The 14,755-nt window shown below is 61.1% G+C and carries 12 protein-coding genes and 1 tRNA gene; 6 read left to right on the top strand and 7 right to left on the bottom strand.

The window, feature by feature from the left end; translation table 11 throughout:
- Positions 1–266 precede the first annotated feature (266 nt).
- Complete coding sequence (locus tag JWU58_RS13130; protein WP_016770738.1) at positions 267–512, top strand: type II toxin-antitoxin system ParD family antitoxin; 246 nt, start codon at positions 267–269, stop codon at positions 510–512.
- Positions 505–795, top strand: a complete 291-nt coding sequence (locus tag JWU58_RS13125) for a type II toxin-antitoxin system RelE/ParE family toxin (RefSeq protein WP_206422125.1) — start codon at positions 505–507, stop codon at positions 793–795. The genes JWU58_RS13130 and JWU58_RS13125 overlap by 8 nt, the downstream gene beginning before the upstream one ends.
- Before the next feature lie 102 nt (positions 796–897).
- Here the strand turns inward: JWU58_RS13125 and JWU58_RS13120 are convergent.
- The 3 genes from JWU58_RS13120 to selA all read right to left on the bottom strand — a co-directional run bounded on the left by JWU58_RS13120 (position 898) and on the right by selA (position 4,324).
- Positions 898–993: transfer RNA gene (locus JWU58_RS13120), tRNA-Sec, on the bottom strand.
- 5 nt (positions 994–998) lie between these two features.
- Entirely contained in the window at positions 999–2,915 is a 1,917-nt protein-coding gene (gene selB, locus JWU58_RS13115; RefSeq protein WP_206422181.1) for a selenocysteine-specific translation elongation factor, read from the bottom strand.
- A complete protein-coding gene (gene selA / locus JWU58_RS13110; RefSeq protein WP_206422124.1) occupies positions 2,912–4,324 on the bottom strand; it encodes an L-seryl-tRNA(Sec) selenium transferase in 1,413 nt (470 codons plus the stop codon). Before selA ends, selB begins: the two co-directional genes overlap by 4 nt.
- Positions 4,325–4,751: 427 nt before the next feature.
- Between selA and JWU58_RS27290 the strand changes: the two genes are divergently transcribed.
- The gene (locus JWU58_RS27290) at positions 4,752–5,057 is read left to right on the top strand and encodes a transposase (RefSeq protein ID WP_225927690.1); all 306 of its coding nucleotides are present in this window, start codon (positions 4,752–4,754) and stop codon (positions 5,055–5,057) included.
- Entirely contained in the window at positions 5,054–5,890 is an 837-nt protein-coding gene (locus tag JWU58_RS13105) for an IS3 family transposase (protein ID WP_241196157.1), read from the top strand. The genes JWU58_RS27290 and JWU58_RS13105 overlap by 4 nt, the downstream gene beginning before the upstream one ends.
- A gap of 648 nt (positions 5,891–6,538) precedes the next feature.
- Here the strand turns inward: JWU58_RS13105 and fdhE are convergent.
- The 4 genes from fdhE to fdnG are packed head-to-tail and all read right to left on the bottom strand — an operon-like array spanning position 6,539 to position 12,132.
- Positions 6,539–7,465, bottom strand: a complete 927-nt coding sequence (fdhE, locus tag JWU58_RS13100) for a formate dehydrogenase accessory protein FdhE (RefSeq protein WP_206422123.1) — start codon at positions 7,463–7,465, stop codon at positions 6,539–6,541.
- 3 nt (positions 7,466–7,468) lie between these two features.
- Positions 7,469–8,134: a formate dehydrogenase subunit gamma gene (locus tag JWU58_RS13095; protein WP_130909630.1), complete on the bottom strand. Its 666-nt coding sequence runs from the start codon at positions 8,132–8,134 to the stop codon at positions 7,469–7,471.
- The gene (gene fdxH / locus JWU58_RS13090; protein WP_206422122.1) at positions 8,131–9,066 is read right to left on the bottom strand and encodes a formate dehydrogenase subunit beta; all 936 of its coding nucleotides are present in this window, start codon (positions 9,064–9,066) and stop codon (positions 8,131–8,133) included. The genes JWU58_RS13095 and fdxH overlap by 4 nt, the downstream gene beginning before the upstream one ends.
- Positions 9,067–12,132, bottom strand: a complete 3,066-nt coding sequence (fdnG, locus tag JWU58_RS13085; RefSeq protein ID WP_206422121.1) for a formate dehydrogenase-N subunit alpha — start codon at positions 12,130–12,132, stop codon at positions 9,067–9,069.
- A 360-nt stretch (positions 12,133–12,492) separates the two neighbouring features.
- Here fdnG and JWU58_RS13080 point away from each other — a divergent pair, with 360 nt between their 5' ends.
- Both JWU58_RS13080 and JWU58_RS13075 read left to right on the top strand, forming a co-directional pair.
- A complete protein-coding gene (locus tag JWU58_RS13080; RefSeq protein ID WP_130909639.1) occupies positions 12,493–13,647 on the top strand; it encodes a MalY/PatB family protein in 1,155 nt (384 codons plus the stop codon).
- A 229-nt stretch (positions 13,648–13,876) separates the two neighbouring features.
- The gene (locus JWU58_RS13075; protein WP_016774822.1) at positions 13,877–14,734 is read left to right on the top strand and encodes a glucose 1-dehydrogenase; all 858 of its coding nucleotides are present in this window, start codon (positions 13,877–13,879) and stop codon (positions 14,732–14,734) included.
- Positions 14,735–14,755 lie beyond the last annotated feature (21 nt).

Raw genomic sequence — 14,755 nt, 5'->3', positions numbered from 1 at the left:
GACGCAAACTTTGCGACCACTGAAGGAACCTGTGGTAGCGAGCGTGCTCGCGATCACAAAGGGGACGGGTTTATTTAACCCGATGGATGTACTCGGGCAGCAGATTCGGTTGCGGGTCTGAAAATGCAGCCTGCGGCAGTTCGAGTGATATACGCATGAGCTGCCGAAGGCTGTGATTCGTTCTTGTAACGGCTAGGCTCGTACTCGTTAGCGCACCATTAGTATGATAATTTGCGCAAAGTTCCCCACTCAAAAAAGGCCCGACCATGGCTACCGTACGAAAAACCATAACCGTGACTGACCAGCAAGACCATTGGATCAAAGCTCAAATAGAAGCGGGACATTACACCAACGACAGCGAATATATCCGCGATTTGATCCGTCGAGAGCAAGAGCGAAACGCTGAACTGGAAACCGTCCGCGCAGCCCTTCGAGAAGGAGAATCCAGTGGTGCCCCCCGGCCATTCGATGCTGATGCTTTCAAAAAGAGAATGTTGAGGGCGCATGGCTGAATACCGACTTACCCCCGCCGCCGAAGCGGATCTTGAGGCTATCTGGACCTATACAGCTCAACAATGGGGCGTGGATCAGGCCAATCGCTACATCGACATCCTGACTGCGTCTTTCGAGCAATTGGCTGATCGTCCCAAAACAGCACCCGCATGCGACGCGATCCGCCCCGGTTACCGACGCTGCAGCGTGGAGAGTCACGTGATTTATTTTCGAATCACCGCCTATGGGATCGCGATAATCAGAATCTTGCATGACCGGATGGAAGCGCAGCGTAATCTCTGACGTTCTCGTATCACCAAAAAGCAAAACGATCGCAGCCTTCGGCAGCCCCTACAAATCGATATAAGAGCTGCCGAAGGCTGCGATCTTTTGCTTTTGGGAGAATGGCGGAAGACAGCCGGAGTCGAACCTGCCCGGGAACGGATGCCGTCCCCAACCGGGTTTGAAGCCCGGCCGCGCCACCGGGCGCGATTGTCTTCCTGAACTCAGGGTGCGCAGGCGTCAGCCAGCGCGTTGTCGGGGCGGATCTGGCGGGATTCGCCGAGGCGGCGGGTCAGGCCGAGTCGGTCGAAATATTCCAGATACTGAATACAGCGTTTGCGTCCCAAGCCTAGCGCATCACGGAAAGTTGTCACCTCAATCGCTGGATTTTCTTCGGCGAGTTTCAGCAGCAGCGCCGCCATTTGCCGCAAGACAATGTCGCTGATGAACAGGTCGCGCACCACCTGGTGCATCAGGCCCAGCCGTGCGAGTTTGCGCAGCAGCAGGCGGACACGGACGTCGTCTTCGCCGAGCATTTTAGCCGCGTCGCGCACCCACGGCGGATCGAAACCGGCCTGTTCGAACAACGGCTGTAATTGCTGCCAGAGGATTTCATCGTCGGCATTCAGGCGCACCTGATGGTCGGGCAGGTGCAGCCAGGGGCCGCTGGCGAGGATCGAGCCGGCGCTGAGCAGTTCGTCGAGCAGGCTGATGAAGGTCGAGCGTTCCAGCGCCAGAGCGCTGAAGCGGCGCAGACGATCGCGGTCCGGGCCCATCTGGTCGGGTTCCTGTTCATGGAATCGCGCCAGTTGTGCGAGCAAGGTGAATTTCAACTGGCCCCAGCGCTGCACGTTGAACAGCAGCGGGCCTTGGCGGGTGTCGATCAGGCGGATGTTTTCCGCCAGCGTCCACTGCGCGCGCGGGCGGTTGAACTGGCGTTCCAGGCGTTGCGGGTCGAGGCCGCCGGGGCTGTGGTTGAGCAGTGCCGGCAAGGCTTGTTCGAGGCTGACACTCAGAGCGAGGGTTTGCAGTTGCGCGAGGCGTTCCGGGCTGCGACGTTGGCGCGCCGGGGCGAACGGGTCGAGGACTGTGCCGCCGCCGAGGGTGCGCTGGGCACTGGAGTCGCGCAGGATCAGCCGATCACCCTTCACCGCTTGCACCGGCGCGTTGATCAGCAGTTGCGCGAACATGCGCTCGCCGGGAGTCAGGCGCGGGCCTTGCAGCAAGGCGACCCGGGCGATGACATCTTGCGTGCCGAGGTGCAGATGCACCGGGTGAAAATGTTCAAAGGTGCGCTCGCCGGGCAACAGCTGAAAGTCGATGTCGATGCGCTGGGTCGGGGCGTGCAGCCAGTCCGCCAGCAGCCATTGGCCACGGTGGATTTGCGCCAGTTCCAGACGATCGCCGCTGAGGTTCAATGCCACGCGTTGGCCAGCGAACGCCTGTTCAGCGGCCTGATTTTGCGCGTGCAGGCCACGGATGCGCACCGATTTGCCCGCAGGCTCCAAGACAAGTTTGTCGCCCACCGCAACCGTGCCCGATAGCGCGGTGCCCGTGACCACAATCCCCGCACCGGGGACGCTGAACGCCCGATCAATCGCCAGACGAAAGCCGCCCTCACAACCGCGTGCCTGCACCTCGTTCTGTGCCTGCAATAACGCCGCGCGCAACTCACCGACGCCCTGCCCGTTCACGCTCGACACGGTAAAAATCGGCGCATCTGCAAATGGCCCGGGCGCCAGCAAATCGAGCACTTGGCGCTGCACCTCTTCCACCCTGCCCGCTCCCGCCCGGTCGCATTTAGTGATCGCCACCAGCGCGCGCGGGATGCCGAGCAGCTCAACGATCGCCAGGTGCTCGCGGGTCTGCGGCATCACCCCGTCATCCGCCGCGACTACCAGCAACACCAGATCGATGCCCTGTGCGCCGGCGAGCATGTTGTGAGTGAATTTTTCGTGCCCCGGCACGTCGATGAAGCCGGTCAGCCCGGCGCCCGCTGCGAGTTCGGCGTAGAGATAACCGAGATCGATGGTCATGCCGCGTTCGCGCTCCTGCGGGCGGCGGTCGCCGGTTTGTCCGGTCAGCGCTTGCAACAGCGAAGTCTTGCCGTGGTCGATGTGCCCCGCCGTGCCGACGATCACCGGTCGACCTGCAATTGCGCCAGCTGCGCCAGCCACGCTGGCTCATCGTCGAGCTGACGCAGATCGAGCCACAGCGCATCGTCGCCGATTCGCCCAAGCACAGGGATCGGCAAACCGCGCAACGCCGCTTCTAGATTGAGCAGATAGCGCCCGCGCCAGCGCTTGGATACTTGCGGGCGACAACACAGCGCTGCACTCGGCAGACGCGCCACCGGTTGGCTGCCGCTGCCGATCATGCCCAACGCCTCGACCGCACTGACCTGCCAGACCTCGCCCAAGACATCGGCGAGTAGCGGTTGCAAACGCACAGCCTGCGCGTGAATGTCGGCTTGCGGCCGGGTCAGCAGGCGCAGGCTCGGCAGGCGCTCGACGAGGCGATCCGGATCGCGGTACAGACCGAGCACCGCTTCCAGCGCGGCCAAGGTCAACTTGTCGACCCGCAGCGCACGCTTCAATGGATTTTTCTTGATCTTCGCGATCAGTTCTTTGCGCCCGACAATCAATCCGGCCTGCGGCCCGCCGAGCAATTTGTCGCCGCTGAAGGTGACGATGTCGGCGCCATCGAGCAAGGCCTGCCGCACCGTCGGTTCCGCCGGCAGGCCCCAGCGCGTCAGGTCGAGCAGACTGCCGCTGCCCAGATCTTCCAGCAACGGCAAGCCATGAGCGTGAGCCAACTCGGCCAGTTCCGCAGTCGGCACCCGCGCGGTGAAGCCTTCGATGCTGTAGTTGCTGGCATGCACGCGCATGATCAAACCGCTGCGCGGGCCGATTGCCGCTTGGTAATCCCTGGCATGGGTGCGGTTGGTGGTGCCGACTTCATGCAGCCGCACGCCGGCGCGGGCCATGATGTCGGGGATGCGGAAGGCGCCGCCGATTTCGATCAGCTCACCGCGCGAGATGATGCCTTCCTTGCGCGCGCCGAGGCTGTTCAGCGTCAGCAGCACGGCAGCGGCGTTGTTGTTGACCACGGTCACCGCTTCAGCGCCGGTCAGTTCGCGGATCAGGCCTTCGATCAGATCGTCACGATCACCGCGCTTGCCGCTGGCCAGATCGAACTCGAGATTGAGCGGATAGCGTGCGGCCATTTGCACCGCTTCGATGGCTTCCTCCGGCAGCAAGGCGCGGCCGAGATTGGTGTGCAGCACCGTGCCGGTCAGGTTGAATACCCGGCGTACCTGACTGCGCTGCTGTTGCGCCAAGCGTTCGCCGACGCGGCCGGCGAGCACTTCGGGGCCAATTTCCACTGCCGCCAATTGCCCGCTCAACACGCCGGGCCTTAGCTCATCGAGCAACTGACGCAGACCCGTCAGCAACGAATCTCGGCCGTAACGCTCGGCCAACGGCGCGCACGCCGGATGACGCAACAAGCCATCAATAGACGGCAACCGCAGGGCAACGCTGGAAGACATCAGCCACTCCTGATTTCACTGAAACAATCCCTTTTGGGAGCAAGCTTGCTCCCAAAAGGGTTTCAGAAGTGTAGACGCACTGCCGGAGCGAGCCTGCTCGCGAATGCGGTGTGTCAGTCAATGTGGATGTGGCTGGCCTGACGCCTTCGCGAGCAGGCTCGCTCCCACAGAGAAATCCGGGGCTGACCGGGCTTTGTGATTCGGCACACAAATCTGTGGGAGCTGGCTTCCCAGCGATTGCGGTGGGTCAGTCAAAGAAGGCGGTGGATGTGCCGACCGAATCGCTGGCAAGCCAGCTCCCACAGGGATTCGGGGTGGAATGAACATTGTTGGTCACCACAAAAAACCTGTGGGAGCGAGCCTGAACTGGCCTAATAATTCCGGACACCTCTTAAGGGCGATATGATTTCGCCAATCTGGAGGTTTCATGAACGAAAGAAAGATTTATACCCGCGAATTCAAGCTGCGTGCTGCCAGCATGGTGCTTGACGACAACTGCCCGGTTCCAGACGTTTGCGCATCGCTAGATATAGGCCCTACTGCCTTAAGGCGGTGGGTGGACCAAGTTCGCAAAGAGCGCGAAGGACAGCCGGTCAATGGCACTAAAGCGATTACCGAAGACAAGCGCGAGATTCAGGAGCTGAAAGCCAAGATCAAACGCATGGAGATGGAAGCCGATATCTTAAAAAAGGCTACTGCTCTCTTGATGTCGGATCCCGATCGTTTTCGATGATCGCGGAGCTAAGAGAGTCTTTTCCGACTGCCACTCTGTGCCGTGTTTTCGATGTGAAGCGCAGCAGCTTTTACGAGTGGCTTCAGCGGCTAGCCAAGCCACAGATAAAACGCGAAGAACTCAAGCTGAAAGTGGTTGAACTGCACAGCGAAAGCCGGGGTGCCATGGGCTCCAGAATGATCAGCAAAGGTCTGCAGGCCCAAAACATAGCGGCGGGAAGGAGTCTTGTCAGAGCGCTAATGAGAGAGGCAAACATTGTCAGCAAACAGCGCCAACCGCATCCATTTAGATCCAGGGGAGTTGAAGCATTTGTCGCACCCAATCTACTCAAACGAAATTTCAAGCCAACGGCGGTTAATCAGGTCTGGTGTGGAGACGTTACCAGTCTGATGGTGGGCAAGCGCTGGGTTCATCTAGCCATTGTGATCGACTTGTTTGCTCGCCGGGTCATTGGTTGGGCGTTCTCGCTGGTCAATGACGCTAACTTGGTCAGCAAGGCGTTACGCATGGCGACACAGATACGAACATGCCCGCCGGGACTGATGTTTCACTCGGATCAGGGTTGCCAATACACCAGTCGCAAGTTTCAACAAGAACTAATGAGCCATGGCATCTTGCAAAGCATGAGTCATCGTGGCCAGTGCTGGGATAACGCTCCGACAGAGCGTTTTTTTGGAACCTTGAAATCAGAATGGGTGCCTCGCAGCGGCTACAGCCTGATCGATGAAGCAGAAACCGACATGGTGCGTTTCTTCGTGTATTACAACCGCACCCGGCTTCACAGCTACAACAGTTATCTGTCGCCAATAGCGATGGAGCAAAAAGCTGCCTAAAACACCGTAACCGGTGTCTGGGATTACTTGACCAGTTCAGCCTGCTCGCGAATGCGGTGTGTCAGTTAGTGTGGTTGTCGCTGACCAGACGCCTTCGCGAGCAAGCTCGCTCCCACAGAGAAATCCGGGGCTGACCGGGCTTTGTGATTCGGCACACAAATCTGTGGCTGGCTTGCCAGCGATTGCGGTGGGTCAGTCAAAGAAGGCGGTGGATGTGCCGACCGAATCGCTGGCAAGCCAGCTCCCACAGGGATTCGGGGCTGAATGAACATTGTTGGTCACCACAAAAATCTGTGGGAGCGAGCCTGCTCGCGAATGCGGTGTGTCAGTCAATGTGGAGGTGGCTGACCTGACGCCTTCGCGAGCAGGCTCGCTCCCACAGAGAAATCCGGGGCGGACCGGGCTTTGTAACCGGCACACAAGCCAGCTCCCACAGGGATTCGGGGTGGAATGAACATTGTTGGTCACCACAAAAACCTGTGGGAGCGAGCCTGCTCGCGAATGCGGTGTGTCAGTCAATGTGGAGGTGGCTGACCTGACGCCTTCGCGAGCAAGCTCGCTCCCACAGAGAAATCCGTGGCTGACCGGGCTTTGTGATTCGGCACATAGACTTGTGGGAGCACACCCCCTCCCACAATTTTGCTCTGGTCAGTCGTCTCCCGGCGCCAGCAGCAGATTGGGCGCCAGACGCTGATAGCCGTCCTGGGCCAGACGCATGTCCAGCAGTAAACTGCCGAGATCTGCCGACAACGCTTCGGCTTCGGCATCGTTCTCAAGATAGAGCAATTTCAGGTAGCTGTTGCAGCTGGGGCAGACTTCGGCGCGCAGCGGGGCCTGTTCGGCGCTGTGCCGATCGTCTTCCTGGCTCAGGTACTCGAGGCCTTTGCTCTGCTCGCAATACACGCACTTGACCCGCACCACGTGCCATTCGCAGGCACACAGCGAACACACCAGATAGCGCAAACCGTTGTGCTTGCCGCGATGGCGAATGACCCCGGCCATGGCCGGTGAACCACAGGCCGGGCATTGGCTGAGGCTGTCACCGGGTTTGAGTTGCAGTTGCGGCACGCTCAGCAGCCAGTGGCTCCAGGCGGTTTGCAGCGCGGCGCCGAGAAACGGCACCAGCGCCGCTGGGACTAGCGAGTATTGCCCACTGACCAGCGCCACCGCCCACGCGCGCAACTGACCGGGACCTGCGGCGCGCAAAGTATCCAGCGCGTCGATCACCGCTGGCTGATCCGCAGGCACATAGCGCTGCAGCAAGGCGTCGAGCCACGGCTGCCAGGCATCCTCGCGCACCAGGGTGTCTGCGGCGAACGGCAGCAGACCATGCTGCTGACAGGCTTCGAAACGCTGCGCATCAAACGGCGCGGTCAGCGGCGGATCGTCGAAGACCTGCTGCTGCGCCCGGCACAACCCGGCCATCAGCCGCAGATAATCCGCCAACCCGTTGCCCTCGGCCAGACGCTCAAGCCGCTCTGCACGCAGGGCAAACAGGTTACGTGGTGGCAGGTACAGAAACGGCGGCGAACTGGCCGCCGCCTCGATTTCCCCAGGTTCAAGAATGCTTGGCAAAAGTCAGCCCTTTTTCGTCAGCGGTCGCTCGGGCAGGTCCCGAGGCTGTTCGTCGCGGGTCACCTCGCGGTACCACAGTTCATGGTGTTTCTTCGCCCACGGCCGGCTGACCCAGCCATGCAGCATGGCGTCGACCGAACCCTTGATCCACAAACCGGCGTAGATGTGCACGATGATGCTCAGCACCAGCACAAACCCGGCCAGCGCATGCAACAGCATGGCCCAGCGGATCGTGGTGATACCGAAATACGCGCTGAACCATGCGCGCCAGATCACCAGCCCGGTGAACAGCAACCCCAGCATGCACAGCAGTAAAGTCCAGAACAGCAACTTCTGCCCGGCGTTGTATTTACCCACCGGCGGCACGCTTTCTTCGTCGTTGACCATCACCCGATTGATCCGCCGCAGCCACTGGCGGTCATTGGCGATGAAGAAGTTGGTGCGCCAGAAGCTGAACACCAGGCCGAGGAACAGCACGAACATGGCGATGCCCATGTACGGGTGCAGGATCCGCGTCCAGGTGCCGCCGCCAAACAGGTTACTCAGCCAGAACAGCGACGGATGAAACAACGCCAGCCCGGACAACCCGGCCATGAAAAACAGGATCGCCACCAGCCAGTGATTGGTGCGCTGGTTGGCGCTGTAACGCAGGATCGTCTTGTTGCTCATGGCCGCTCCTCCCCGCGTGGATCGAAGGTGTGCACCGCCGGGTCGACCACGTGCACCGAGGTATCGGGTGGCGCCGGATGCTCATCCTCCTCGACACGATTCGGGCCGATGCGCACGTAGTGGAAGAACCCGGCCAGCACCGCCGCGCCCATCGCCAGCAGGCCGAGGGGTTTGCTGATGCCTTTCCACAAACCCACCAGCGGACTGATCGCCGGATGGTCCGGCAAACCGGCGTAGATTTTCGGCGTGTCGGCGTGGTGCAGCACGTACATCACGTGGGTGCCGCCGACGCCTGCCGGGTCGTACAGACCGGCGTTTTCAAAGCCACGGCTTTTCAGATCGACGATACGTTCGGCGGCGTGTTCCTTCATGTCTTCCTTGGTGCCGAAAACGATGGCGCCGGTCGGGCAGGTTTTCACGCAGGCCGGCTCCAGTCCTACCGCGACCCGATCGGAACACAGGGTGCATTTGTAGGCCTTGTGATCCTTCTGCGAAATGCGCGGGATGTTGAACGGGCAACCGGTGATGCAATAGCCACAACCGATGCAGTGGTCCTGATCGAAATCGACGATGCCGTTGGCATGCTGAATGATCGCACCGGGGCTCGGGCACGCGGCCAGACAACCGGGTTCGGCGCAGTGCATGCAGCCGTCCTTGCGGATCAGCCATTCGAGGTTGCCGGCGTCGGTTTCGTGCTCGGTGAAGCGCATCAGCGTCCACGAATCCGCCGTCAGATCCTGCGGATTGTCGTAGGTGCCGTGGTTGTGGCCGACCTCGTCGCGCAGCTCGTTCCATTCCGAGCAGGCAACCTGGCAGGCCTTGCAACCAATGCATTTGGTGGTGTCGATCAGCTTGGCAACGCCCTGCTGAGTCCTCACCGACGGCGGCACGGTGGTGGTGGCCGAGCGGGCAATGATGTCTTGGCTGGCCATTCACAGTTTCTCCACGTTGACCAGGAATGACTTGGATTCCGGGGTCTGAGTGTTGCCATCGCCGAGGAACGGCACCAGGGTGTTGGTCAGGTAACCGTGACGCGTCAGGCCGGTGAAACCCCAGTGCAGCGGGATGCCGATCTGATGCACGACCTGGCCGTTGACCTGCAGCGGCCGGATCCGTTTGGTCACCACCGCCACCGCTTCGATAAAGCCGCGCTTGCAGCTGACCCGCACGCGATCACCGGCAGCAATGCCCTTCTCGTTCGCCAGCACTTCGCCGATTTCCACGAACTGCTCGGGCTGGGCAATCGCGTTCAACTTGCAGTGCTTGCTCCAGAAGTGGAAATGCTCGGTGAGCCGGTAACTGGTGCCGGCGTAGGGGAAGTCCTTGGCCTCGCCGAGGGTTTCCCAGACCGAATCAAAGATCCGCGCCGCCGGGTTGCTGGTGGCCTTCTTGTTCTGCGGGTGCAGCGGGTTGATGCCGATCGGCGTTTCGAACGGCTCGTAGTGCTCAGGGAATGGCCCTTCGTTCATCTTGTCGACGGCGAAGAACCGCGCAACGCCCTCGGGGTTCATGATGAACGGATTCATCCCTGCTTCCGGCGGCACGTCGGCCTTGTAGTCAGGGACGTCGGTGCCGGTCCAGGCCTTGCCGCTCCACCACACCAGCCGCTTTTTTGGGTCCCACGGTTTGCCCGCCGGGTCCGCCGAAGCACGGTTGTAGAGGATTCGCCGATTCGCCGGCCACGCCCACGCCCAGCCCTGATGTTGGTGCATGCCGAACGGGTCGGCATTGTCGCGACGGGCCATCTGATTGCCGGCCTCGGTCCAGCTGCCGGCGAAAATCCAGCAACCGGACGCGGTGCTGCCGTCATCCTTGAGCAAACCGAAGCCGGCCAGTTGCGTACCGGCCTTGACCGTGACGCCGCCGGCATCGGTGAAATCGCTGACAGCGCTGCCATTGATTTCCCGCGCCAGTTCTTCCGGCGAAGGCTCGTCGGGGATCTTGTACGGCCACGACAGTTTCAGCAGCGGATCAGGAAACTTGCCGCCCTCGCTCTGATAACGCTGGCGCAGGCGCAGGAACAGTTCGCTCATGATGCGAATGTCGGTCTGCGCTTCGCCGGGGCCGTCGGCGCCCTTCCAGTGCCATTGCAGCCAGCGGCTGCTGTTGACCAGCGAGCCGTCTTCCTCGGCAAAACAGGTGGTCGGCAGGCGAATGACTTCGGTCTGGATTTCAGCGGTCTTCACGTCGTTGTACGGCCCGACGTTTTGCCAGAACTCCGAGGTTTCCGTGGCGAGCGGGTCCATCACCACCAACCACTTGAGCTTGGCCAACGCGCCCATCACGCGGTTCTTGTCCGGCAACGCGGCGATCGGATTGAAGCCCTGACAGAAGTAGCCGTTGACCTTGCCCTGGCTCATCAGGTCGAACATTTTCAGCACGTCGTAGTTGGGGATGTCGAGCTTCGGCAAATGATCGAACAGCCAGTTGTTCTCGGCGGTGGCGTTGGCGCCGTACCAGGATTTCATCAGGCTGACGTGGAATTTGCTGTAGTTCTGCCAATACGAAAGCTGCCCCGGTCTTAGCGGAACCTGTGTGCGTTTGAAGATGAACTGACCGTAGTCCTGCTCGCTGTCGCTGGGCAGCGTGAGGTAGCCGGGCAAGGCGTTGGACAGCAGACCGAGGTCGGTCAGGCCCTGGATGTTCGAGTGCCCGCGCAGCGCATTGACGCCACCGCCGGGCATGCCGACGTTGCCCAACAGCAGCTGCACCATCGCCGCGCTGCGGATGATCTGCGCGCCGATCGAGTGCTGCGTCCAGCCGAGGGCATAGAGAATCGTCATGGTCTTGCCCGGTGTCGAGCAGGTGGCGATCTCTTCCCAGATTTTCTGCATCGCGTCGACCGGCATGCCGCAGATCTGGCTGGCCAGCTCAATGTTGTAGCGGCTGTAATGCTGCTTCATCAGTTGATAGACGCAGCGCGGGTCTTGCAGGGTCGGGTCGACGCGGACGAAACCGTCCTCGGCGAACTCGTAGCCCCAGCCGGACTTGTCGGTATAGCTGCGTTTTTCCGCGTCATAGCCGCTGAACAGGCCGTCTTCGAAGCCATAACCGGCTTTGACGATGAACGACACGTCGGTGTAATTGCGCACGTATTCGTGCTGGATCTTGTCCTCGGTCAGCAGGTAATTGATCAGCCCGCCCATGAAGGCGATGTCGGTGCCGGTGCGGATCGGCGCGTAATAGTCGGCCACCGAAGCGGTCCGGGTAAAACGCGGATCGACCACGATCAGCCGCGCGGCGTTGTGCGCCTTGGCCTCGGTCACCCATTTGAAGCCGCACGGATGCGCTTCTGCTGCGTTGCCGCCCATTACCAGGATCAGATTCGCGTTGGCGATATCGGTCCAGGTGTTGGTCATGGCACCACGGCCGTACGTCGGGGCAAGACTTGCCACCGTCGGGCCGTGTCAGACACGCGCCTGGTTATCGAACCCCAGCAGGCCGAGGCTGCGAATCACCTTCTGGGTGATGTAGCCGGCTTCGTTGGATGCCGCCGATGCCGCGAGGAAACCGGTGGTCAGCCAGCGATTTACCGTCTGCCCGTTGGCATTTTTCTCGATGAAGTTGGCGTCGCGGTCGGCTTTCATCAGGTCGGCGATGCGATCGAGGGCTTCGTCCCAGCCGATACGCGTCCATTCATTGCTGCCGGGCTTGCGCACCTGCGGATACTGCAAGCGGCCGGGGCTGTGAATGAAGTCGAGCAGGCCCGCGCCTTTCGGGCACAGCGTGCCGCGATTGACCGGGTGGTCGGCGTCGCCTTCGATGTGAATGATGTTTTGCGCCACGTTCTTGCCGGCATCGCCCTGGCTGTACATGATCAAACCGCAACCGACCGAGCAATACGGGCAGGTGTTGCGGGTTTCACGGGTGTGGGCGAGCTTGAAGTGACGCACCTGCTCGGCGAAGGCCGCCGTCGGGGCCATGCCCAACGCGCCCAGGCTTGAGCCTGCAAGGCCGATACCGGCGACCTTGAAGAACTGACGACGGCTGAGATCCATCGTGCACTCCTGATCAGGTGGAACCCGGTACTTGTGCCGGGCTTTATCTGGACAATCACGGTTGCGACGCCTTGGCGCCGACTTTTTCACTGTAGACAAAGACCTTGCCGATTGTGTGAAAACCGACCGTCGGGTGTTTCATCTGCAATCTCGAGGTGTTGATCGTTCCCACGCTCCGCGTGGGAATGCCTCAAGGGACGCTCCGCGTTCCACTGGGACGCAGAGCGTCCCGGGCTGCATTCCCACGCGGAGCGTGGGAACGATCAGTCAGATCGCTATTGCGAGCAGGCTCACTCCTACAGGGAACGAGTTGCGCATAGAATGTCCGGCAGAACCAATCCCGCCTTGACGAGACCGCGCATGACTTTCGATTTTGATCAGCTGTTCGACCGCCACCACACTGGCAGCACCAAGTGGAGCCGCTACCCGGCCGATGTGTTGCCGATGTGGGTCGCTGACATGGATTTTGCCGCGCCGCCGGTCATCGTCGAAGCCTTGCAACAGCGCCTGCTGCACCCGTTGCTCGGTTACAGCGTGGCCCAGGACAACCTGCGTGAAGCGATCGTCGCCGACCTGTGGAACAAGTATTCATGGCAGGTCAAACCGCAGGAGCTGATCTTCCTGCCGGGTGTGGAATCGGGCTTCAACATGGCGCTGAAGGCTTTGGTCCAGGCGCAGCAGAATGTCGTCGTGCAAGTGCCTAACTACCCGCCGCTGCGCCATGCGCCGGGGCATTGGGGCCTGAACAAGGTCGAGCTGGAATTCAACGCCCAGGCCGATGGCACCTACGCCACGCCATTGGACGCACTGCGCGAGTCGCTGAAAGGCGGCGGCGCCCTGCTGTTGAGCAACCCGCACAACCCGATCGGCAAGGTCTTCGCCCGCGAAGAATTGCAGGCAGTGGCGGATATCTGCGCAGCGCAGGACGCGTGGATCATCTCCGACGAGATTCACGCCGAACTGTGCTTCGACGGCCGCGTGCACATTCCCACCGCATCGCTGAGCCCCGAGATTTCCAAACGCACGATCACCCTGATGTCGGCGAGCAAGGCCTACAACATCGCCGGGCTCAAGACCTCGTTCATGATCATCCAGGACGCCGGTCTGCGCGAACGCGTCAACCACGCTCGCTGCGGCATGGTCGACAGCGTCAACCCGCTGGGCATGGAAGCCACCCGCGTCGCCTACAGCGAAGCCGCGCCGTGGCTCGCCGAACTGAAAACCTACCTGCAGGCCAACCGCGACTGGCTGGTAGACGCGGTGCGCACGCGCCTGCCGGGCGTGACCATCAATGTGCCGCAGGGCACGTATCTGGCGTGGCTCGATTGCACCGCGCTGGACCTGCCGGATCCGCAGCGGTTCTTCCTCGAACAGGGCAAGGTCGGCCTGAGCGCGGGATTGGATTTTGGCGACCGGCATCAGCAGTTTGTGCGTTTGAACTTCGGTTGCCCGAGGGCGTTGCTGGAAGAAGGGATTGCGCGTATGGAGCGGGCTTTGGCTAACCGCAATCTCTGATCCTGCCCCGAGATTCCCCTGTGTAAGTGATCCCCTGTGGGAGCGAGCCTGCTCGCGAAAGCGTACTGTCAGTCGACATATTTATCGTCTGACAGACGCTTTCGCGAGCAGGCTCGCTCCCACATTGGTTTTGCATAGCCAACCAAAATCCAGCGCAAATCCGATCGAACTCAAGGCAAAGCCACCGGGTCAACCCGGAACACTGGCCTTGAAATCAGGAGACCCTGTGATGACTGACTATCCAAAACCACCCTTCCCGAAACAAGCCCAACCGGTGCCCGGCTCGCAACGCAAGATGGAGCCGTATCCAGACTGCGGCGAGCAAAGTTACGTCGGTTCCGGCCGTCTGGCCGGCAAGATTGCGCTGATCACCGGCGCTGACAGCGGCATCGGTCGCGCAGTGGCGATTGCCTTCGCCCGTGAAGGCGCCGATGTCGCCGTGGCTTACCTGAATGAACACGAAGACGCCAAGGAAACCGCACGCTGGGTCGAGCAGGCCGGGCGTCAGTGCATCCTGCTGCCGGGCGATATCGCCGAGAAAGCGCAGTGCCAAGCGCTGGTCGACAAGACTGTCGAGCGCTTTGGCCGCATCGACATTCTGGTCAACAACGCCGCGTTCCAGATGACCCATGAAAACTTTGAAGAAATCCCCGATGACGAATGGGTGATGACCTTCGACGTGAATATCACTGCCATGTTCAGGATCTGCCAGGCGGCGATCAAACACATGCGCCCCGGTTCGTCGATCATCAACACCAGCTCGGTCAACTCGGACATGCCCAAGCCGACCCTGCTGGCCTACGCCACCACCAAAGGCGCGATCGCCAACTTCACCGGTGGCCTGGCGCAGATGCTCGGACCGAAGGAAATTCGCGTCAACAGCGTCGCACCCGGCCCGATCTGGACGCCGCTGATCGTCTCGACCATGCCCGATGAAGAAGTGCAGAACTTCGGCGGCAGCACCCCGCTCGGCCGTCCCGGCCAACCGGTGGAAGTCGCGCCGATTTACGTGCTGCTGGCCTCCGACGAAGCCAGCTACATCACCGGCCAGCGCTACGGCGTGACCGGCGGCAAACCGATGCTGTAACCGTGCAGCAGAAAAACTGAA

This window comes from Pseudomonas atacamensis (genome assembly GCF_017167965.1).
GTDB classification, from domain to species: domain Bacteria; phylum Pseudomonadota; class Gammaproteobacteria; order Pseudomonadales; family Pseudomonadaceae; genus Aquipseudomonas; species Aquipseudomonas atacamensis.
This window is presented reverse-complemented; position numbering and strand designations above follow the sequence as displayed.